Genomic DNA, 18,414 nt, shown 5'->3' on the forward strand with positions numbered 1-18,414 from the left:
CGCCGGATGACCGCCTACGACGATCTCGAGCTCGACACGACGGTGCTGCCGGAACGCCAGCAGATGATCCTGGTCGCCATTCGTGACTGGGTCGTCGAGCACGGCTACTCCCCCAGCACCCGTGAGATCGGCGAAGCGGTCGGCCTGAAGTCGTCGTCGAGCGTGTCGAAGCACCTGTCGGCGTTGGAGGACAAGGGTTTCCTCAAGCGCGGCGGCTCGGTGACGCGGCCGATGGACGTGCGGGTGTTCCTGAGCGGGGCGCCGATCGCGGCGGGCCGCGGCTCGGACGGCTCCGTCTCAGTACCCGTCGTCGGCGACATCGCCGCCGGTGCGCCGATCTCCGCCGTCGAGCACGTGGACGAGGTGCTGCACCTGCCGCGCGGCCTGGTCGGGCGCGGCAGCAACGTGTTCGCGTTGCGCGTGCGCGGTGACTCGATGGTCGACGCCGCGATCTGCGACGGCGACACGGTCGTGGTGCGGCAGACGCACGAGGCCTACAACGGGCAGATCGTCGCCGCGATGATCGAGGAGGAGGCGACGGTCAAGGTGTACCAGCGCAAGGGCGGCCACGTGTACCTGGAGCCGCGCAACGCCGACTACCCCGTGATCGACGGCGACAAGGCCGTCATCCTCGGCATCGTCGTGTCGGTGCTGCGCAGCGTCTGATCACAGGACGCCCCAGTCGCGTGAGGTCAGGTGCTCCGCGACGGCCTCGGTGGTTTTCGCGATCGTGCCGCGGGTGACGACGTAGAGGGTGTTCAGCGGGGGTACCTCCGGGTGGTGCAGCTGCTCGACGGATCCCGCCGCCAGCGCGGGTTCGGCGAGGTAGCGCGGCAGGGCGGACACCCCCGCTCCGGCGATCACGGCGGCCAGCACGGCGCGCAGGTCCGGCACGGTCACGGCGACGGTGTTCCCGGGGCGCTTGCCGAACTCGCTGCGCCAGTAGCGGCGCAGGATCGGCAGGTCGCCGTCGTAGGCGACGAGCGGCAGGTGTTCGAGGGCGCGCGCCGGGTCCTCCGCGAGCACCTGCGGATCCACGGTCCTGGCCAGCAGCGGCGGCCCGACCAGCACGAACTCCTCGTCGGTGACCGGCGTGGCGGTGAACCCGGCACCCGGCCTGACCGAGGACAGGACCACGTCGAGCCTCCCGCTCCCGAGGGCGTTCAGGAGGTCGTCGGCCAGTCCGAACGTGACCTCGAACCGGAGGCCCCGGCGGGTCAGCGGGACCAGCGCGGGCAGGCCCCTGACGGTCATGAACTCCGCCGCTCCCCCGATCCGGACCGTGCCCTCGAGGGTGCCCTCGGGGTCGAGCGCGGTGCGGAGCTGGTCGAGGTGCCGGCCGACGCGGCGGGCCAGGTCATCGGCACGGGGTGTGGGGGTGACCCCGCGGCTGCCCCGCACGAACAACGGCGCGCCCACTTCCTTCTCCAGCTTGGCGAGCTGGCCGCTGACGGCCGGCTGGGTGAGCCCCCGCCGGGTGGCCGCGCTGGTCAGCGAGCCACCCCGGTAGATCTCCAGGAACGTCACCAGCAGATCCAGGTCCGTCAACCTCGAAACCATAAGACAACTTATAGCTCATCCGTCGCGTTCTGCGGATCTGTGATGTCCTGGGCACATGAAGAAGCTACTGATGGTCGTGTCCGCCGCCGATTCCCTCACGCTGGCGGACGGCACGAGCCACCCCACGGGGTACTGGGCCGAGGAGGTCGTGGAGTCCGTCCGCGTGCTGCGGGAGGCCGGCGTCGAGGTCACCCTGGCGACTCCCGGCGGCGTCGTGCCGACCGTGGACAAGGTGAGCCTCGACGGCAGGTTCGACGAGGCCGTCGCGTCACTGGAGGACCTGCGCGCACCGGCCGTTCTGTCCGATGTGGACGCTGCCGCCTTCGACGCGATCTACCTGCCGGGCGGGCACGGCCCGATGGCGGACCTGGCCTCCGATGCGTCGCTCGGCGCGCTGCTGGCGGAGTTCCACGACGGCGGCAAGGTCGTCGCGGCCCTGTGCCACGGACCGGCGGGGCTGCTCAGCGCGGTCCGCGCGGACGGCACGTTCGTGTTCGCCGGCAAGGAGATGACGGTGTTCAGCAACGAGGAGGAGCGCCAGGGCGGCCTGAACGTCCCGTACCTCGTCGCCGACCGGCTGACCGAGCTGGGCGCACGCGTGTCCGTCGGCGAGCCGTGGTCGAGCACGGTGGTCGTGGACGGCGGGCTCGTGACGGGCCAGAACCCGCAGTCCAGCGTGGCCACCGCCGAACGCGTGGCAGGACTGCTCGCCTAGCGTTCTACAGCGCCAGCTGCACGAGCCCCAACACCGCCAGCAACGCGGGCCCGCGACTGAACTGCACCATGAGCCCGAGCGGCGTGGGCCCGTACAGCCCGAAGTCGATGACCGCGGCCCCGTAGTCGATCGGCGGGCGCGTGGCGATCCGGTACACGACCGCCACCGCGCCCACCGCCGAGATCGCCCCGTTGAGCACGGACACGTGCGGCGTGAAAGCCGTGGTGACCGCACACCACAACAGGGCGCCCGCCGCGGGGAACGCGAGGTACGCCAGTTTCAGCTGACGGTCCCGCATGCCCAGTGCCCGGCGCATCGCCGGTGACCGGCACACGAACTTGAGCCCCGCGGCGAGCCGGTCGGTCGCCAGGAACGCGGCGACGAGGTGCACGGCGGGAACGCTGCTCGTCTCGCCGCCCAAGGCCACGAGGGCCGGGACGGCGAGCAGGGCGGCCCAGGCCAGGGCGGCGTTGGGGGTGCGGCGCAGGCGGAGGGCGTCGGTCCAGGCGAGGGCCAGGACACGAGACGCCTTCCCCTGCCCGGTCCCACCCGGCCGGGACGACTTCACACGGCCGAGGAGGCGCGCACGCCGTTCGGCGAGGATCGCGCCGAGAAGGGCGAGGTCGAACCAGTTCACCGACACCTGCGCCACACCGGCGAGGGCCCCGCCGGACGCGAGGTCGGAGCGTTGCAGGTGCCGCACCGAGGTGGCCGCCACCGCGGCCAGGCCGATCGCCACCGCCCAGGCCGCCAGCGCCACGCCGAGCGCTCCCCCGGGCCCGAAGGAGCTCAGGTCTCCCGCCGGCCCGCCCACCGGCAGCACGCCCTCCGCGACCGGCACACCAGCCCAGCCCTGCTCCCCCACCGGCAGCACGCCCTCCGCGACCGGCGTACCAGCCAAGCCCTGCTCGCCCACCAGCCCCGGCACGCCAGCCGAGCCCTGCTCCCCCGCCGGCACACAAGCCGAGCCCTGCTCCGCCACCAGCCCCGGCACGCCGGCCCGCCCCTGCTCCCCCGCCGACATTCCGGCCGGCCCCCGCACTCCGGCCACCCCGCCAGACAGCCCAGCCAACCCGACCCAGCCGGGAGGCACCAGCAGCGCCACCACAGCCAGCCCCACCTGCCCGCTCAACCACCCCTGCAGCCGCATCCGGGCCCGCCGCACCCCAGCCCGCTGCACCACCACCGCGCAGGCCACCACCGCCACCCCGACCCCGGCCCCGACCACCACGGCGACCAGCGGAGCGACGACCGCCCCCACCAACCCGAACACGACGGCAGGCCAGGCAGCCCCCACCACCGCCCCTGCCGCGAGCAGCCCGAAGAACCGCGGCCGCAGCAACGGCCCCCGCGCGACCGGCGAGCTCAGCACCCAGAACATCCGGTCCCCGCCCACGAAGACCGGCCCGAACGCCAGCGACACCTTCATCAGCACGGTAGCGCCCACCACCGACAACCAGAGCGCGGTCCAGGCGTTGCCCTGCGGGGGCCGGGTCAGCCCCGCGTACGCCCAGCCGTAGGCGACCGCCAGAACGATCGCGAAGATCACCGCCCGCGAGTACAGGCGGGCGGCCACGAAGCGCCACGGCATCGGGGTGCGCAGGCGCCGGCCGATGGCGAACGCGGTCACAGCGTGACGGTCCGGCACGCCACCGCCTCCACCAGTTCGTGGTCGTGCGACGCGAACACCACGGCCACGCCCGCCTCCTTCTCCGCCCGCAGGCGGGTGCGCAGCCAGGCCCGGCCGGCCGCGTCGAGGCGTTGTTCCGGTTCGTCGAGCACCAGGACCTCGCGAGGGCGCACGAAGCAGGACGCCAGTCCGAGGCGGTGCCGCTGGCCCGAGGACAGCGTGGGCGGCAGCTGGTCGGCGACTGCGGTCAGACCCACCTCCGCCAGCACCTCCGGCACGTCGGCGGACGACGAGTGCAGCCAGGCCAGCAGACGCAGGTGCTCCACCACGGACACGTCCGGGAAGTAGTCGGCGTCGTCCAGCAGCGACGCGACGGCGGCACGGAACGCGTCGGACGACTCGTCCAGCGAAGCGCCCCCGAACAGCACGTGGCCGGAATCGAGCACCTCGGCGCCGACCAGGCAGCGCAGCAGCGTCGACTTGCCCGAACCGTTCGCGCCGACGATCGCGACGGCCTCACCGGCACCGACCTCGAACGACAGACCTGCGAAAAGGGGGACCCCGCCGTAGCCGAAGCCGGCGTCCCCCACGCCCAGCGACATGTGATCAGGGTATCGGGAATGGATCGGGCGCCCAGGCGTTAGAGTAGATGCAAACGCATAAGTCACTAAGTTTGAAGGAGGCGGGTGCCGTGCAGTTCGGAATCTTCTCGGTCAGCGACATCACCAGGGACCCGGTGAGCGGCGAGACCCCGACCGAGGCCGAGCGCATCGACGCGATCGTCCAGATCGCCGAGAAGGCCGAGGAGGTCGGGCTCGACGTGTTCGCGATCGGCGAGCACCACAACCCGCCGTTCTTCTCCTCCGCGCCGACCACCCTGCTCAGCCACATCGCGGCGAAGACGAAGAAGCTCATCGTCAGCACCGCCACGACGCTGATCACCACGAACGACCCGGTGCGCATCGCCGAGGAGTACGCGATGCTGCAGCACCTGGCGAAGGGCCGCATGGACCTGATGCTGGGCCGCGGCAACACCGCGCCGGTCTACCCGTGGTTCGGCGCCGACATCCGGCAGAGCCTGCCGCTGGCGCTCGAGAACTACAACCTGCTGCACCGGTTGTGGCGCGAGGACGTCGTCGACTGGGAGGGCAAGTTCCGCACGCCGCTGCAGGGCTTCACCAGCACTCCGCGTCCACTGGACGACCTGCCGCCGTTCGTGTGGCACGGCTCGATCCGCACGCCGGAGATCGCCGAGCAGGCCGCGTTCTACGGCGACGGTTTCTTCGCCAACAACATCTTCTGGCCGAAGGAGCACTACATCCGGCTGATCCAGTTCTACCGCCAGCGGTACGCGCACCACGGCCACGGCACCGAGAAGCAGGCCATCGTCGGCCTCGGCGGCCAGGCGTACATCGCGAAGCGGTCGCAGGACGCGATCAAGGAGTTCCGCCCCTACTTCAACGAGGCTCCCGTCTACGGCCACGGGCCGCGGATGCAGGACTTCATGGAGCAGACGCCGCTGTCGGTCGGCAGCCCGCAGGAGATCATCGACAAGACGCTGACCTTCCGCGAGCACTTCGGCGACTACCAGCGCCAGATGTTCCTGATGGACCACGCCGGCCTGCCGCTCAAGACCGTGCTCAACCAGCTCGACCTGCTCGGCGAGGAGGTGGTCCCGGTGCTGCGCAAGGAGATCGAGGCGCGCCAGGACCCCGAGACCGCCAAGCCGCCGACGCACGCGGGACGCGTCAGCGACAAGTACGGCGACGGACCGGCCCGCCAGCCCAAGCCGAACGCCAACCGGGGTGACAACGTCACGGGTGGCTCGCCGTACCAGGACGCGAAGTGACCCGAGCCAACGAGGCCTGGGAGTCCCTGATGAAGGCGTACTCCGTGTTGATGAAGCAGTTCAACGCGGAGGACATCTGGGGCGACCTGACCATGCGGGAGTACGACGTGCTGTACCAGCTGTCCAAGTGCGACAGTCCACTCAGGATGAGTGAGCTGAACCGCCACGTGCTGCTGAGCCAGCCGGCCCTGTCCCGCATGGTCGACCGCCTGGCCGACCGGGGTTACGTCGACCGCTGCCCCGACCCCGGCGACCGCAGGGGTGTGCGCCTGACGCTCACCCCCGCGGGCCGGGCGACCCAGCGGCAGATCGGCAGCCCGCACGCACGCAGCGTCACGCGCGCCCTGAGCGTGCTGACGCCCGAAGAACTCGACCAGCTCGCCGCGATCACCGGCAAGCTCAGCCAGAGCGAGGAGTAATGGGCCAGAACTTCCAGCTGGTGGTGGTGTCCGCCGGCACGAGCGACCCGTCGTCCACCCGCCTGCTCGCCGACCGCGTCGCTGGACGGGTCACCACCCTCGCCGGCAAGCGGGCGCAGACCGTGGGCACGACGGTGATCGAACTGCGCGAGCTCGCCACCGAGATCGCGAACGCGTTGGTGTCCAATCACATCGGGCCGAAGCTGCAGACCGCGATCGCGACACTGCAGCACGCGGACGGCATCGTCGCGAGCACCCCCGTCTACAAGGCGGGCGCGAGCGGCCTGCTCACGTCGTTCTTCCAGATCCTCGACAACGACCTGCTGATCGCGAAGCCGGTCGTGCTCGCCGCGACCGCCGGTACCGCCCGGCACGCGCTCGTGGTCGACGACCAGATGCGCGGGCTCTTCGCCTACCTGCGCACGGTCGTGGTGCCGACGTCGCTATTCGCGTCTACCGAGGACTGGCAGGACAACGGCCTCAACAAGCGCATCGACCGCGCCGCTCTCGAACTGGTGGCGCTCATGACGTCGGGCTTCGAGAAGACCGTGCGCGACGAGTCGTGGGGCAGCTACCAGCACGAGTACGGCAGCGCGGGCGGCACGGAGCTGACGATCGACCTCGACTCCGACCTGATGCGGCTCGCCGCGGGCGGGACGAACTAGAAGTCCGCGCCACGCGAGAGCTTCTCGTTCTCGCGCAGCTCCACGAGCGCCTTCTCGTGCAGGGTGATGGCGGCGTCGTACGCGGCGCCGCCGAGCACGATCCGGTGCGGCGGAACGGGAGCGTTCATCGCGCTGATCACGGACCGCACCCCGCGCACGGGATCACCGGGCTGCTTGCCGTCCTGACCGGCGAACGCCGCGCGGACTCCCGAGATCAGACCTTCGTAGGCGTCCACGGTCTCGCGCACCGGTTCGCCCTGGAACCCCGCGTAGGCGTTGGTGCGGAACGCTCCCGGCTCCACGACGAGCACCCGCACGCCGAACGGCTCGACCTCCTGGCGCAGCGCCTCCGACAGGCCCTCGAGCGCGAACTTCGCCGCCGAGTAGTAGCCGAACCCCTGCACGCCGACGAGCCCGGCCAGCGACGACATGGTCACGATCCAGCCGTCGCCGCGCGCCCGCATGCCCGGCAGCACCGCGCGCACCACCTCGACGACGGCGAAGAGGTTCAGCTCGAAAGTGAGACGAGACGTCTCGTCTCGCGAGCCCTCCACCGACCCGTACCAGCCACGGCCGGCGTTGTTGACGAGCACGTCGATCCCGCCGAACCGGTCCTCCGCGGCCCGCACCGCCGCGCGCACCTGCTCGGAGTCGGTGACGTCGAGCTGGAGAACCAGCACACGATCGCCGTGACGTGAAGCCCATTCCTCCAGCTCAGCGGGTCGGCGTGCGGTCAGCACCACCCGATCGCCCTGCTCCAGCGCCGCCTCGGCGTAGGCCATCCCGAACCCTCCGGGCGTCCCTCCCGTGATGAACCAGGTCCTCATCAGACTTCTCCTTTCGCTATAGAGCTCCGTGTAGCGCTACATAAGCTACTATAGCGACATGCAGAACGCACGGGATCGGCTCCTGCTCGCGGCGGCGGAGTTGCTGGACGGCGGCGGCACGGTGTCCACGAGGGCGGTGTGCGAGCGCGCCGGCGTGCAGGCACCGACGCTGTACCACCACTTCGGCAGCAAGCAGGGCCTGATCGACGCCGTGCTGAACCACGGCTTCACCCAGTACACGGCGGTCGAGAGCTCCGGTGACCCGCTCGGCGACCTGCGCGAGGGCTGGGACAAGCACGTGCGGTTCGGGCTGGAGCACCCGTCGTTCTACGGGCTGCTCTACGGCCGCGCCGAACCCGGAAAGCCCTGCGCCGTCACGGCTCCCGCGCACGCGGCGCTCAAAGATCGCTTCACCGAGGCCGCCGCGCGGGGGCTGCTGAAGGTGCCCGCGGACGACGCCGCCGAACAGGTGCTCGCCGCGAACGTCGGCATCACGCTGACCCTGATCTCCCAGCCAGAGCCGGACTTCGGGCTGTCGGACCGCGTGCGCGAGGCCGCGCTGGCAGGCGTGCTCGCCACGTCCACCGACGCTTCGACCACTCGCACGCGGGCCGCGATCACGCTGCGCGCCCTGGTCTCCGAAGACCCCGGCGACCTCACGCCGGGCGAACGGGCGCTGCTCGGCGAACTGCTCGACCGCCTCGCTACCTGACCCGGTTCTCCTCCGACCAGGGCACGAGCTTCCGCTCAGCCCAGGTCAGCAGGTAGAAGAGCCCGACGCTGATGATCGCGAGCAACGCCATCGCCGCGAACGCCAGCGAGGTGTCGGCGCTGCCGCCGGACACGGTGATCACGTAACCCAGTCCGGCGTCGGCGCCCACGAACTCGCCGATCACCGCACCGATGACGGCCAGCGTGATCGACACCTTCAGCCCGACGAAGACCTGCGGCAACGCGTGCCGCAGCCGCAGCTTGAAGAACTCGTGCGTGCGGGTGGCGTCCAGCGACCGGAACAGCTCGACGAGTTCGCTCGGCGTCGACCTCATGCCCGACGCGGTCGAGATGACGATCGGGAAGATGCACACCAGCACCACCATGAGCACCTTCGACGAGACGCCGAACCCGAACCACACCACCACGATCGGCGCGATCGCGACCTTCGGCACGGCGTTGAGCGCGACCAGCAGCGGGTAGAACATCCGCTCCAGCACGCTCGACCCGACGATCAGCAACGCGAGCGGAACACCGATCACAATGGACAGTGCGAACCCGGACACGGCCTCCCACAACGTGATCAGCGCCTGTTCGAGCAGGTACCCGGGCAACTCCAGGAACGACGCGACGACGTCGGCGGGTGACGGGACCAGCAGCGGTTCGATCGCGAACACGATCGTCGCGAGCCACCACAGGCCGATGATCCCCAGCAGCCCCAGCACGGGCAGCACGACCCTCACGCGGTCACCAGCAGCCCGCGCAACTCGCGGCTCACCTCGTCCAGTTCGACCTGCCCCAGCGCACGCGGCCGCGCCAGGCCGACGTCGACGACCCGGTGGATCCGGCCCGGCCGCGGGCTGAGCACGACGATCCGGTCGGCGAGCAACACGGCCTCGTCGATGGAGTGCGTCACGAACACCACGGCGCGCGGCTGCGCGAGCTGAACCCGTTGCAGCTCCAGAGAGAGCTCGGCGCGGGTGATCGCGTCTAGCGCGGAGAACGGTTCGTCCATCAGCATCACCCGAGGGCTCTGGATCAACGACCGGCACAGCGACACCCGCTGCTGCATGCCGCCGGACAGCTCGTGCGGCAGCCGTTGCTCGAACCCGCCGAGCCCGGCCAGGTCAAGCAGTTCGTGCGCGCGCTCCCGGTGGTCGCCCAAGCCGAAGATCTCGATCGGCAGCAGGACGTTGGCCAGCACCGTCCGCCACGGCAGCAACGCGGGGCGCTGGAACATGACCGAGACGTCCCGGCGCGGCCTGGTGACCGGCGACCCGGCCACCAGGATCCGGCCGTGCGACGGCGTGAGCAGTCCGGCGACGAGCCGCAGCAACGTCGACTTGCCGCAGCCCGACCGCCCGATCACCGCGACGAACTCGTGCTCGCCGACCTCCAGGTCGATGCCGTCGAGCGCGTGCACACCGTCGAACGAGTGCGAAACCCCGCTGAGTCCGATCATGTGGGGACCGATCACCGGGGCGAGATCCCGAAGGAGACGAAGTCGCCGGGGCTCAGCGATCCCGCCGGAACCGCACCGGCCTCGACGAGCGTGCCGACGATCTTCGAGACCCGCGCCTCGGTGATCCCGCCGACCCGGCCGCTGTAGTCCGACGGCTTCACGTACGGCGCCATCAGGCCGACCTCGGCACTGGCCACCGCGGCGTCCTGCGTCGGCTGGTACTTCTTCAGGATCGGCCCGACCTCGTCGGGGTGCTCGATCGAGTACTCCAGGCCCTTGAGCAACGCGTCCATGAAGCTCTTCGCCGACTTGGTCTCGACGACCTCCTTGGACGCCACGAGCGCGTTGCCGTAGAGGTCCGGCACCAGGTCGCCGTACGGCAGCACGACGGCCTTCCTGCCCTTCGCCGCGGCCTCGATCAACGGCTTGCCGACGACGAACTGACCGATCCCGTCGACCTGCCCGGCCGCCAGGAGCTGCGGCAACGCGGGGGGCGCGGACGGCACGAACTGGACCTTCGCCGGATCGATGCCCGCGGCCCTGGCGTAGACCGGGAACATCACCTGGTTCGTCGATCCGGGCTGATCACCGATCTTCTTGCCCACCAGGTCCGCCGGCGTGCCGATCCCGCCGCCCTCCAGCGCGACGATCGCGGCCAGCGACCGTTGCTGGATCGCCGCCACCACCGTGACCGGCAGCTTCTCCTTGGCCATCGTGATCGCGGTGGCGGTGAAGTCCGCGACGCCGAAGTCGGCCCGACCCGCCGCGACCAGCTTCAGGACGTCGACGCTGCCGGTGCCGGGCGTGATCGTCACGTCGAGGCCGGCCTGCTCGAAGAACCCCTTCTCCTGGGCCACGTACGCGTAGGCGTCGCGGCCGAACGTGCCGAACGACGTCAGGTAGTCGACCTTGGTCAGTTCCGCGGACCGCGGCGACTCGGCACAGGCCGACACGGTCAGCACGACGGCGAGCACGACTGAAAACGCTTTCCTCATGTTCCCTCCCCCGAGAGCACCCTCGTGGTCGAACATAGGGGGCGGGGAGGGTCGATGAACACGTCCGATAGTCCGGTGGCCGTGATCGGCGCGGGCCCGATCGGGTTGATCACCGCGCTGGGCCTGGTGGCGCACGATGTCCCGGTCGTCGTCTTCGAGGCGGGCGGCGACCTGTCGGGCGAGACCAGGGCGGGCACGATCCTGACGCGCACACTGGAGGTCCTCGACCGGTACGACGCGCTGGGGCCGGTGCTGGAGGTGTCGCTCCGCCTGGACGAGATCGGCGAGGTGGACCGGGCGACCGGGACGTCGACCGGGAGCGTGCTGACCTCCGCGCTGGCCGGCGAGACGCGGTTCCCGTTCGTCGTCAACGTTCCGCAGCACGATCTGGAGCCGGTGCTCGCGCGCGTGCTGGAGGAACGTGCGCCTGGGACGGTGCGGATGCGGCACCGGCTGGAGGACTTCACGCAGCACGAGGACGGTGTCACGCTCCGACTGTCCACACCGGATGGAATCGTGGAGTTCGAGGCGTCACAGGTGCTGGGGTGCGACGGCGGCCGGTCGACCGTGCGGGACCGGCTCGGCGTCGAGGTCACCGGGCACACGCTGGAGCAGCGGTACATGCTGGTCGACCTGGTGTGCGACCTGGATGTCCGCAATCCCCGCGACTACCCGTACCTGGCCTACTTCGGCGACCGCGAGGAATGGATGGTCCTCGTCCGGCAACCGCACTGCTGGCGCTTCGTGTTCCCGCTCGCACCGGGCCGGGACGCACCCGCACCGGACGAACTGCGCGACAAGGCACGGCACTTCATCGGCGACGTGGACTCCCTGGAAGTGCTGGGCAGCAACGTCTACACCGTGCACCACCGCGTGGCGACGGAGTGGCGCGACCGCCGGGTGTTCCTGATGGGCGACGCGGCGCACCTGATCACGCCGATGTGGGCGCTGGGCCTCAACACCGGCGTGCTCGACGCGTCCAACCTGCCGTGGCGCCTCGCGTGGGTGCGCCGCGGCTGGGCAGGCGAGAAGCTCCTGGACGGTTACGAGGCCGAGCAGAAACCGTTGGCCGTGCACGGTTCCGGCGCGATGGCGGAGGCGGCCCGCGCCGTCATGTCCCGGCGATCGGACTCCGTCGCCGGGTGGCGTGACGCGATGACGCGGACGTTGCTCGGCGTGCGGCTGGGCGCGGACTGGTCGATGACGCGCACCGGCCCTCTGAGCGTCGGCGACCGCATCCCGGACCTGCGGGTGTTCAGTCGACGCGGGCCCGTTCACCTGCACGAACTGTGCCGCGACTCGTTCCTGGCACTGCACCTCACCGACGCGCGCCGCCGTCCGTTCGTCCCCGCCGACGGACCGCCCGGTCTGCGGCAGGTGGTCGTGAGCCGGTGGGACGTGCTGGACTCGCACGCCTACTTCGATCCCGGCGACACAGTGCGCGAACGCCTCGGTGACACCGTGGTTCTCGTACGGCCCGACGCGCACATCGCCCACATCGAACCGTGGACCGCCATGGCCTGGAAGTCCGTCCAGGACCGCTATCTGCAGGAGGTGCACCTTGCGGGGTGACGTCGTGTTGTCGCCGTCCGGTGAGGAGATCGTGCTCGTCGACGTCGGCCGGCGGGTGCTGCACGACGATCCGGTGGTCCGCGTGTGGGAGGTGACCCTCGAACCGGGCGAGACCCACCCGTGGCACCTGCACCACAACCCGTACGTCGTGCTGAGCATCGACGGCTCGGAAGGCCGGATGGACTGGCTCGACGGCAGCGAGCCGAGGTTCATCTCCGAGCACCGCGGCGGTTCCGTCTACCGGCCCGTGTCACCCGTGCACCGGCTCACGAACATCGGCACGACCTTCTACCGCAACCGGCTGGTGGAGTTGAAGGACCTCGGCGAGAACGTGCCCGAACCCCTCGACGTCCACCCCGGCGACGTCACCGTCCGCACGGTCGCCGACGCGGCGCCGGACCTGGAGGGGCCGCACGTGCTCGTCGCGCTGGACGGCGAGGACGTGCGGCTCCACCCAGGGGGTCCGTGCCGGCTCGACGGCGAGTGGTTCGTCGTCGAACTGGCCTACTTGGCCAGGTAGGGCTCGATGTCCTCGGCCTCGACGACCTGCCGCACCTCGACCGACATCTCCTCGACGCCCGCGAAGCAGGTGATGTACTCCTCGGCGAGGGCCGTGGCTTCGGCGAGGTCCTTGGCGTTGACCAGCAGGAACCCGCCGACGACCTCCTTGGCCTCGGCGAACGGCCCGTCGGTCGACCGGACCGCCGTCCCGCGCCTGCGCACCACCGCGCCCTGCGGCTGCACTCCCTCGGCGCCGAGCATCACACCGCCCGCCACCAGCTTCTCGACGAACGCGTTCATCCGCTCGATGAGCTCGGGGTTCGGTTCCCACGAGGCCGGGTCGTCCTCCTGGACTCGGTGCATGAGCATGAACCGCATGTTCTCTCCTCGGTGTCGGCCGACGGCGTTGATCGCCGCCACCCCTGCGTCGATCGGCGTCCCAGAGCTTTCGACATCTTCGCCATGATGGCGAGGTGAGATCTTCGCGGCTCGTCGTGCCCCTGCTCAGCATGTGGCTGTTCGGCAACCTCTACGAGCAGGTCGTGTGGAATCCGCAGCTGCTGGCGGACCCGCGGCCGGGCTCGCTCGTGGGCGTGTTCGCGGCGGGCAGCCCGATCTACTACTACCTGCCGTGGGGACCGCTCGGCGTGGTGCTGGCGGTCGTCGCGCGTGCCCCGTGGCCGGCGCTGAGCTGTCTCGCGGTCTCGGTAGCGATGAAGGTTCTGCTGATCACGCAGGTCAACCCGGTGTTCCGCGACCCGGCCGTCTCCCCTGACACCGTCCACGAGCACGCCGTGCTCTGGGCGTTCGGCAACGGCGTCGTCGTCCTCGCGGTCACCGCCGCGATCCTGATCGTTCAGCGGACGCAGCGCAGTCCGGCGTCCCCCGCGTAGCACCCCGGCCCCAGCCGGGTCGCGTTCACGTACAGCAGCACGCACTCCTCGCTGCCGAACCCCGCGATCAACGCCCGCCGCCGTGCCATGTCCAGGGCTTCGCGCACCGCCTCCTCGGGCGTGTGCTCGTACGACCACCCCGTGAACGCCTGCGCCTCGTTCACCTCAGCTGCGACATCTGCCACATCAGCCATCTTGAGCTCCCCCGCTCATTCATCTCAGCTAACGTGATCGACGGTAAGTTGCACGGACGATCCGTGTCAATCCAAGATGAATGAAAAGCTCGACGACGTTCATCTGAGCAAGCGGAAGGCGATGATGACCGAGGAACGGGCGACCACGCTCGCCGACCGCATCGACCGCCTGTTCCAGGTGGTGCGCCGGCCGAACGGGGAGCAGCACAGCCACGAGGAGGTGGCGCGGGCGTGTCGCGAGAGCACCGGGGAGACGTTCTCGGCGGCGTACCTGTGGCAGCTGCGGACCGGGCGGCGGGACAACCCCACGAAGCGTCATCTGGAGGCGCTGGCCGGCTTTTTCCAGGTGCCCGCGGCCTACTTCTTCGACGATGAACAGGGCAGGATCATCGCCGGGGAGCTCGAACTGCTGGGGGCGCTGCGCAACAGCGCGGTGCGGGACCTGGCGTTGCGGGCGGTGACGTTGTCGGAGGAGGGACTCGGCACGGTCGCCGACATCGTGGAGGCCATCGGGCGCAGAGAGGCCCAACGCAAGGAGGAATGAGCGTTGCTGGGCAGGAAGAACGCGCTGTGGCGGCGATGCGAGCGGATCGCGTCCTCTGTGGACCTGCCTGATCCGTTCGACGTGCACGCGTTGTTCGGGAGCGTTGCCGAACGGCGGGGGCGGCCGATCGAACTGGTCCCGTTGCAGAGCAGGCCCGGCGCGCCGTGCGGGGTGCTGGCGGCGACGGACCGGGCGGACTACGTGTTCTACGCGCGGGACACCTCGCCGCTGCACCAGCGGCACATCCTGTTGCACGAGCTGGGACATCTGCTGTGCGGGCACGCGGAGGGGCAGCGGCTCTCGGACCAGGTCGCGGCGATGCTGACGCCGAACCTGCCGGTCGAACTGGTGCGGCGGGTGCTCGGGCGCACGACCTACCTGTGGGAGCACGAGCAGGAGGCCGAACTGGTGGCGTCGCTGATCGTGCGGCGGCTCGAACGCGGTGCGGACCCGGTGCGATCGGCGTTCGGGTCGTGATCAGCTACGTCACCGCGGCGCTGCTCGCGGTGATCGGGCTGGCCCAGCTCACCACCACCCGGCGCCGGCCGCGCCACCTCGTGACGTTCTTCCTGAGCATGGCCTCGAGCCTCACGATCTCGGCCGAGCCGACGGTCGCGCTCATCGGGACGGAGTACGAGCTGGCGTGCCGGCTCGTCACGAACATGCTGCAGATGCTCGCCGTGCACGCGCTGATGAAGCTCGCGCGCAGCACCCGCTCCCCCGAACCGCGCACGTCCCCCGAACCGCAGACACCCCCCGAACCGCGCACACCGTGGTGGCCGCTCGCGCTGTGCTGGGCCGTGATGGCGTTGGCCTGCCTGGACTTCGGGCCCGCGTACGGCGTCGACGACATGTTCGCGTTCCAGTGGCGGCCGAGCGTCCTGCTCTACCAGGTGGCGCTCACCGGGTATCCGATCGGCTGTCTCGTCGTGTTCGTCCTCGCCCTCTCCCGCAACGCCGCCACCCGCCCGCGGGGCACGTTCCGGGCCGGGCTGTGCGTGATCGTCGCGGCCGCGGTGGCGACGATCGGGTGGGGGCTGTTCTCCGGGCTTCCGTCGCTGACGTTCGCGGTGACCGGGTTCGGTGTGGCCGAGTTCCTGCCGGTGTCGCGGAACATCGGGCTCGTGGCGATGGCGCTGTGGGTGGCCGGCGCGCTGCTCACCGCGTGGGACGGGGCGTCACGTTTGCTGCGGACGTGGCGCGGAATCCGTGCGGTGACACCGTTGTGGCGGGTGCTGGTGGCCGCGCAGCCGCAGATCGCCCTGCCCGCGCGGCACGACCTGGAGTTCACGCTGTACCGGCGGCTCATCGAGATCCGCGACGGGCTGCTGGCGTTGCGCGCGCACGTCCCGCCGCAGGTCCAGGACTGGCTGCGCGCCCCGGTCGACGGTCCGACGCGCGCCGCCGCCGAACTCGCCGCCGCGATGGTGATGCGCGACGCCGGACGGAGCTGGCCCCAGCAGCCGTCCGGGCACGGGGGTGAGGCGCCCAGTGTGGAGGCCGAGACCGCCTGGCTGGGCGCCGTGTCGTCGGCCTTCACCCGCTCGCCCGTGGTGCGGGAGGTGCGGCGACGGGCTGAGCTCGACGCGTGAGGTGCTCCGCGGTGCGCAGGGCCAGTGCCGCCATCGTCAGCGACGGGTTGGACGTGCCGAGCGACGGCATGCTGCCGCACCCCACCGCGTACAGGTTCGGGTGGTCCCAGCAGCGTTGCCACTGGTCCACCACCGAGTCGTGGGGCGAGGTGCCCATGACGTGCGTGCCGCCGCCGTGCCCGGCGCCCCAGTACCGCAGCGGTTCGCCGTCGTGCTCGAAGTACCGTTCCTCGTCGGGTTTGTAGGACGTGTAGTCGTCGGCGCCGAGCAGTTCGAAGATCCGGTCCGACACCCGTTTCGCGGCCAGCAGCCCGTCTTTCACGTAGTCCGAGAGTCCGTAGTGGATCGACGGGCGCGGGTTGCCCAGCGGGTCCAGGTCCGTTCCCAGTGTCACGCGGTTCGCCGGGTCCGCCTCCTGCTCGATCTCGAACTGGAGCGTGAACTGCCGGCTGACGCGGTCCGCCACCGCCTCTCGCAACGCCGGGCCCCGGAGTCCCGCCGCCACGAACTCGGCGGTGTCGGAGTCGGGGCTGCCGGCCGACCAGCCCCAGCCCCAGTTGCCGATCTCGATGCGGAACGGCGCCCGCACGGCGCGGTCCGGACCACTGCGGAAGGCCTCGATGCCCGTCGTCGAACCCGGCCCGCGGAACGGCCCGATCGCCTGCGGCATCAGCGCCCACGTCAGCAGCGCGGGGTGGTCCATCAGGTTGCGGCCGACCTGGTCGCTGCTGTTCGCGAGCCCGGACAGGAGCAGCAGCTTGGCGTTCTCGATGGCGTGCGCGGCCAGGACGACCACGTCGGCCTCCACCGTGTGCCGCGTGTGCCTGCCGGACGTGTCGTCCTCGTAACGCTGGTAGCTGACCTTGGTGATCCGTCCGAACTCGTCGGCGTGCACCCGGTTCACCACGCAGCGCGTGCGCAGTTCGACGGTGGCGGACCACTGCTTCTGCGTCCGGTGCGGCGTGTACTTGGCGTTCTCCGGGCAGATCGGCACGCAACTGGCGAAGCCGGCGCACCGGTGCCCGTCCGGCAGGTACCCCTCCACGGGAATCCCGTTGCGCGCCTGCGGTGTGCCGACGACGAGCAGCTCCCGGCCGTCGACGCGAGCACCGTCCACAACGGACGCGATGGCGTGGTCGAGGTACGTGCGGGGCAGGGCGTGCATGGGATAGCGGTAGCCGTCCGCGACGGGCAGGTGCTGCCGTTGCTCGTCGGCGTCGGCCGCGATCCCGATCTCCCACTCCGCCGCGCGGTAGTGCGGTTCCAGCTCGGCGTAGCTCAGGGGCCAGTCTCGGCCGCGCCCGAAATCGGTGGCGTGGAAGTCGTCGGGCCGCATGCGGGGCGTGATGCCGGTCCAGGCGGTGCCGGTGCCGCCGTTCATGCGCAGGTACGGGCTGGAGTAGGCGAACGGACCGGTGTTGATCAGGTAGTCGCTCGACGGCGCGGCGGCGGTCCTGCGGTAGGGCTTGAGCGGCGACTTGACCAGCGCCGTGCGGAACCTGCCGACCGCGTCCTGGTTCACCTCCGCGCCGGCCTCCAGCACGAGCACCTGGAAACCGTTGTCCCCCAGCACTTTCGCGACGAGCGAGCCGGCGAACCCCGCGCCGACGACCACGGCCCTCACCGGGCGCTTCTTCGGGGTCTCTGCTCCCAGCTGCCGAACCCGGGGCCGCGCGTGCCCGGCGCCGCGACACCGACCGCCTTCCACGCCAGGCCCTCGGCGTAGGCGCGCTCGCCCGGGATCACCCCGCGCCAGACCCCGGTGTACCAGAGCTGGATGATCTCGTGCTCCGGCGCGCCGTCGGCCAGTGCGCGGTACTGCTCGACCAGTCCGGTCGACCTCAGCTCCTCCGCCGAGAACCCGGTCAGCTCGGCGGACAACTCCACGAAGGCGTCCATCCGGCCATCCTCAACGGAGGAACCGTGCTGCGCCAAACAACCCGGGCAATGCTCACCCGCGTGGCGCAACCTCCATCTCACCGAGCCGCGACCAGTCGTCCTGGTCCACCGACTGGCTGACGATGCGCGGAGTCTCCGCGAGGTACGGCGGCAGTTCCTTCTGGGCGTTCTTGAAGTGATCGGACTGCACGTGCGCGCCGCCCGCGTCGCCGTCGCGGAACGCCTCGACGAGCACGTACTCGGTGGCGTCGTCGAGGCTGCGCGACCAGTCGAACCACAGGCAGCCGGGTTCGGCGCGGGTGGCCTCGGTGAAGCTCCTGCTGATCTCGGGCCACGCCTCGGCGTGCTCGGGCAGGACGCGGAACTTGGCGGTGATGAAGATCAAG

Annotated in this window: 24 protein-coding genes; 12 read left to right on the plus strand and 12 right to left on the minus strand. The window is 70.6% G+C overall.

Annotated features, from left to right (window positions below):
- Positions 1 to 6: 6 nt before the first annotated feature.
- Positions 7 to 666, plus strand: coding sequence for a transcriptional repressor LexA (lexA, locus tag PV646_RS24885; protein WP_500344594.1), 660 nt, complete (start codon positions 7 to 9; stop codon positions 664 to 666).
- Here the strand turns inward: lexA and PV646_RS24890 are convergent, their stop codons facing one another.
- Entirely contained in the window at positions 667 to 1,548 is an 882-nt protein-coding gene (locus PV646_RS24890) for a LysR family transcriptional regulator (RefSeq protein ID WP_500344595.1), read from the minus strand.
- Positions 1,549 to 1,615: 67 nt separating this feature from the next.
- Between PV646_RS24890 and PV646_RS24895 the strand changes: the two genes are divergently transcribed.
- Positions 1,616 to 2,275 (plus strand): type 1 glutamine amidotransferase domain-containing protein, encoded by a 660-nt coding sequence (locus PV646_RS24895; protein WP_500344596.1) that lies wholly within the window; start codon positions 1,616 to 1,618, stop codon positions 2,273 to 2,275.
- A 4-nt stretch (positions 2,276 to 2,279) separates the two neighbouring features.
- Here PV646_RS24895 and PV646_RS24900 read toward each other — a convergent pair whose 3' ends face one another.
- Together PV646_RS24900 and PV646_RS24905 are read right to left on the minus strand one after the other, a co-directional pair.
- Complete coding sequence (locus PV646_RS24900; RefSeq protein ID WP_500344597.1) at positions 2,280 to 3,905, minus strand: DUF6297 family protein; 1,626 nt, start codon at positions 3,903 to 3,905, stop codon at positions 2,280 to 2,282.
- Positions 3,902 to 4,507 (minus strand): ABC transporter ATP-binding protein, encoded by a 606-nt coding sequence (locus tag PV646_RS24905; protein WP_500344598.1) that lies wholly within the window; start codon positions 4,505 to 4,507, stop codon positions 3,902 to 3,904. The genes PV646_RS24900 and PV646_RS24905 overlap by 4 nt, the downstream gene beginning before the upstream one ends.
- Positions 4,508 to 4,596: 89 nt before the next feature.
- Between PV646_RS24905 and PV646_RS24910 the strand changes: the two genes are divergently transcribed.
- Genes PV646_RS24910 through PV646_RS24920 form a run of 3 tightly spaced genes read left to right on the plus strand, consistent with a single transcriptional unit; the run spans position 4,597 to position 6,838 of the window.
- A complete protein-coding gene (locus PV646_RS24910; protein ID WP_500344599.1) occupies positions 4,597 to 5,754 on the plus strand; it encodes an LLM class flavin-dependent oxidoreductase in 1,158 nt (385 codons plus the stop codon).
- On the plus strand, positions 5,751 to 6,173 hold the full coding sequence (locus tag PV646_RS24915; protein ID WP_500344600.1) for a MarR family winged helix-turn-helix transcriptional regulator: 423 nt from the start codon (positions 5,751 to 5,753) through the stop codon (positions 6,171 to 6,173). Before PV646_RS24910 ends, PV646_RS24915 begins: the two co-directional genes overlap by 4 nt.
- A complete protein-coding gene (locus PV646_RS24920) occupies positions 6,173 to 6,838 on the plus strand; it encodes a CE1759 family FMN reductase (protein WP_500344601.1) in 666 nt (221 codons plus the stop codon). Before PV646_RS24915 ends, PV646_RS24920 begins: the two co-directional genes overlap by 1 nt.
- Here the strand turns inward: PV646_RS24920 and PV646_RS24925 are convergent.
- Positions 6,835 to 7,665 carry an SDR family NAD(P)-dependent oxidoreductase gene (locus tag PV646_RS24925; RefSeq protein WP_500344602.1) on the minus strand — a complete coding sequence of 277 codons (831 nt, stop codon included), beginning with the start codon at positions 7,663 to 7,665 and terminating at the stop codon, positions 6,835 to 6,837. The two genes, PV646_RS24920 and PV646_RS24925, sit on opposite strands and share 4 nt — an antisense overlap.
- A gap of 58 nt (positions 7,666 to 7,723) precedes the next feature.
- On the opposite strand from PV646_RS24925, the gene PV646_RS24930 reads away from it, so the two are divergent.
- Positions 7,724 to 8,377, plus strand: coding sequence for a TetR/AcrR family transcriptional regulator (locus tag PV646_RS24930; protein WP_500344603.1), 654 nt, complete (start codon positions 7,724 to 7,726; stop codon positions 8,375 to 8,377).
- On the opposite strand, the gene PV646_RS24935 is transcribed toward PV646_RS24930, so the two are convergent.
- Genes PV646_RS24935 through PV646_RS24945 form a run of 3 tightly spaced genes read right to left on the minus strand, consistent with a single transcriptional unit; the run spans position 8,370 to position 10,833 of the window.
- Positions 8,370 to 9,119 carry an ABC transporter permease gene (locus PV646_RS24935; RefSeq protein WP_500344604.1) on the minus strand — a complete coding sequence of 250 codons (750 nt, stop codon included), beginning with the start codon at positions 9,117 to 9,119 and terminating at the stop codon, positions 8,370 to 8,372. The two genes, PV646_RS24930 and PV646_RS24935, sit on opposite strands and share 8 nt — an antisense overlap.
- Positions 9,116 to 9,838: an ABC transporter ATP-binding protein gene (locus tag PV646_RS24940; RefSeq protein WP_500344605.1), complete on the minus strand. Its 723-nt coding sequence runs from the start codon at positions 9,836 to 9,838 to the stop codon at positions 9,116 to 9,118. Before PV646_RS24940 ends, PV646_RS24935 begins: the two co-directional genes overlap by 4 nt.
- An 11-nt stretch (positions 9,839 to 9,849) precedes the next feature.
- Positions 9,850 to 10,833, minus strand: a complete 984-nt coding sequence (locus PV646_RS24945) for an ABC transporter substrate-binding protein (RefSeq protein WP_500344606.1) — start codon at positions 10,831 to 10,833, stop codon at positions 9,850 to 9,852.
- Between the two features lie 54 nt (positions 10,834 to 10,887).
- Here PV646_RS24945 and PV646_RS24950 point away from each other — a divergent pair, with 54 nt between their 5' ends.
- The gene (locus PV646_RS24950; protein ID WP_500344607.1) at positions 10,888 to 12,405 is read left to right on the plus strand and encodes an FAD-dependent monooxygenase; all 1,518 of its coding nucleotides are present in this window, start codon (positions 10,888 to 10,890) and stop codon (positions 12,403 to 12,405) included.
- Positions 12,395 to 12,925 carry a hypothetical protein gene (locus tag PV646_RS24955; RefSeq protein ID WP_500344608.1) on the plus strand — a complete coding sequence of 177 codons (531 nt, stop codon included), beginning with the start codon at positions 12,395 to 12,397 and terminating at the stop codon, positions 12,923 to 12,925. Before PV646_RS24950 ends, PV646_RS24955 begins: the two co-directional genes overlap by 11 nt.
- Here the strand turns inward: PV646_RS24955 and PV646_RS24960 are convergent.
- On the minus strand, positions 12,910 to 13,284 hold the full coding sequence (locus PV646_RS24960; protein ID WP_500344609.1) for a YciI family protein: 375 nt from the start codon (positions 13,282 to 13,284) through the stop codon (positions 12,910 to 12,912). The two genes, PV646_RS24955 and PV646_RS24960, sit on opposite strands and share 16 nt — an antisense overlap.
- 95 nt (positions 13,285 to 13,379) lie before the next feature.
- On the opposite strand from PV646_RS24960, the gene PV646_RS24965 reads away from it, so the two are divergent.
- A complete protein-coding gene (locus tag PV646_RS24965; RefSeq protein WP_500344610.1) occupies positions 13,380 to 13,799 on the plus strand; it encodes a hypothetical protein in 420 nt (139 codons plus the stop codon).
- Here PV646_RS24965 and PV646_RS24970 read toward each other — a convergent pair.
- Positions 13,763 to 13,993, minus strand: a complete 231-nt coding sequence (locus PV646_RS24970; RefSeq protein ID WP_500344611.1) for a hypothetical protein — start codon at positions 13,991 to 13,993, stop codon at positions 13,763 to 13,765. The genes PV646_RS24965 and PV646_RS24970 overlap by 37 nt on opposite strands.
- Before the next feature lie 76 nt (positions 13,994 to 14,069).
- Here PV646_RS24970 and PV646_RS24975 point away from each other — a divergent pair, with 76 nt between their 5' ends.
- The 3 genes from PV646_RS24975 to PV646_RS24985 are packed head-to-tail and all read left to right on the plus strand — an operon-like array spanning position 14,070 to position 16,129.
- Positions 14,070 to 14,537, plus strand: coding sequence for an XRE family transcriptional regulator (locus PV646_RS24975; protein WP_500344612.1), 468 nt, complete (start codon positions 14,070 to 14,072; stop codon positions 14,535 to 14,537).
- A 3-nt stretch (positions 14,538 to 14,540) separates the two neighbouring features.
- Positions 14,541 to 15,014 carry an ImmA/IrrE family metallo-endopeptidase gene (locus tag PV646_RS24980; RefSeq protein WP_500344613.1) on the plus strand — a complete coding sequence of 158 codons (474 nt, stop codon included), beginning with the start codon at positions 14,541 to 14,543 and terminating at the stop codon, positions 15,012 to 15,014.
- Positions 15,011 to 16,129: an MAB_1171c family putative transporter gene (locus PV646_RS24985; protein WP_500344614.1), complete on the plus strand. Its 1,119-nt coding sequence runs from the start codon at positions 15,011 to 15,013 to the stop codon at positions 16,127 to 16,129. Before PV646_RS24980 ends, PV646_RS24985 begins: the two co-directional genes overlap by 4 nt.
- Here PV646_RS24985 and PV646_RS24990 read toward each other — a convergent pair.
- The 3 genes from PV646_RS24990 to PV646_RS25000 are packed head-to-tail and all read right to left on the minus strand — an operon-like array spanning position 16,074 to position 18,413.
- Complete coding sequence (locus tag PV646_RS24990; RefSeq protein ID WP_500344615.1) at positions 16,074 to 17,753, minus strand: GMC family oxidoreductase; 1,680 nt, start codon at positions 17,751 to 17,753, stop codon at positions 16,074 to 16,076. The two genes, PV646_RS24985 and PV646_RS24990, sit on opposite strands and share 56 nt — an antisense overlap.
- Positions 17,750 to 18,028, minus strand: a complete 279-nt coding sequence (locus PV646_RS24995; RefSeq protein WP_500344616.1) for a hypothetical protein — start codon at positions 18,026 to 18,028, stop codon at positions 17,750 to 17,752. The genes PV646_RS24990 and PV646_RS24995 overlap by 4 nt, the downstream gene beginning before the upstream one ends.
- 52 nt (positions 18,029 to 18,080) lie before the next feature.
- Positions 18,081 to 18,413 (minus strand): putative quinol monooxygenase, encoded by a 333-nt coding sequence (locus PV646_RS25000; RefSeq protein WP_500344617.1) that lies wholly within the window; start codon positions 18,411 to 18,413, stop codon positions 18,081 to 18,083.
- Position 18,414 lies beyond the last annotated feature (1 nt).

It is taken from the genome of Streptomyces sp. ID05-26A (assembly GCF_033794685.1).
Classification (GTDB): Bacteria; Actinomycetota; Actinomycetes; order Mycobacteriales; family Pseudonocardiaceae; genus Lentzea.

What these genes read in the sequence shown, in the direction of transcription:
- PV646_RS24925 (WP_500344602.1), bottom strand. Translation starts at nt 7,665, where the DNA reads ATGAGGACCTGGTTCATCACGGGAGGGACGCCCGGAGGGTTCGGGATG.
- PV646_RS24920 (WP_500344601.1), top strand. Translation starts at nt 6,173, where the DNA reads ATGGGCCAGAACTTCCAGCTGGTGGTGGTGTCCGCCGGCACGAGCGAC.
- PV646_RS24960 (WP_500344609.1), bottom strand. Translation starts at nt 13,284, where the DNA reads ATGCGGTTCATGCTCATGCACCGAGTCCAGGAGGACGACCCGGCCTCG.
- PV646_RS24950 (WP_500344607.1), top strand. Translation starts at nt 10,888, where the DNA reads ATGAACACGTCCGATAGTCCGGTGGCCGTGATCGGCGCGGGCCCGATC.
- PV646_RS24930 (WP_500344603.1), top strand. Translation starts at nt 7,724, where the DNA reads ATGCAGAACGCACGGGATCGGCTCCTGCTCGCGGCGGCGGAGTTGCTG.
- PV646_RS24895 (WP_500344596.1), top strand. Translation starts at nt 1,616, where the DNA reads ATGAAGAAGCTACTGATGGTCGTGTCCGCCGCCGATTCCCTCACGCTG.
- lexA (WP_500344594.1), top strand. Translation starts at nt 7, where the DNA reads ATGACCGCCTACGACGATCTCGAGCTCGACACGACGGTGCTGCCGGAA.
- PV646_RS24940 (WP_500344605.1), bottom strand. Translation starts at nt 9,838, where the DNA reads ATGATCGGACTCAGCGGGGTTTCGCACTCGTTCGACGGTGTGCACGCG.
- PV646_RS24970 (WP_500344611.1), bottom strand. Translation starts at nt 13,993, where the DNA reads ATGGCTGATGTGGCAGATGTCGCAGCTGAGGTGAACGAGGCGCAGGCG.
- PV646_RS24995 (WP_500344616.1), bottom strand. Translation starts at nt 18,028, where the DNA reads ATGGACGCCTTCGTGGAGTTGTCCGCCGAGCTGACCGGGTTCTCGGCG.
- PV646_RS24975 (WP_500344612.1), top strand. Translation starts at nt 14,070, where the DNA reads ATGAATGAAAAGCTCGACGACGTTCATCTGAGCAAGCGGAAGGCGATG.
- PV646_RS24945 (WP_500344606.1), bottom strand. Translation starts at nt 10,833, where the DNA reads ATGAGGAAAGCGTTTTCAGTCGTGCTCGCCGTCGTGCTGACCGTGTCG.
- PV646_RS24905 (WP_500344598.1), bottom strand. Translation starts at nt 4,507, where the DNA reads ATGTCGCTGGGCGTGGGGGACGCCGGCTTCGGCTACGGCGGGGTCCCC.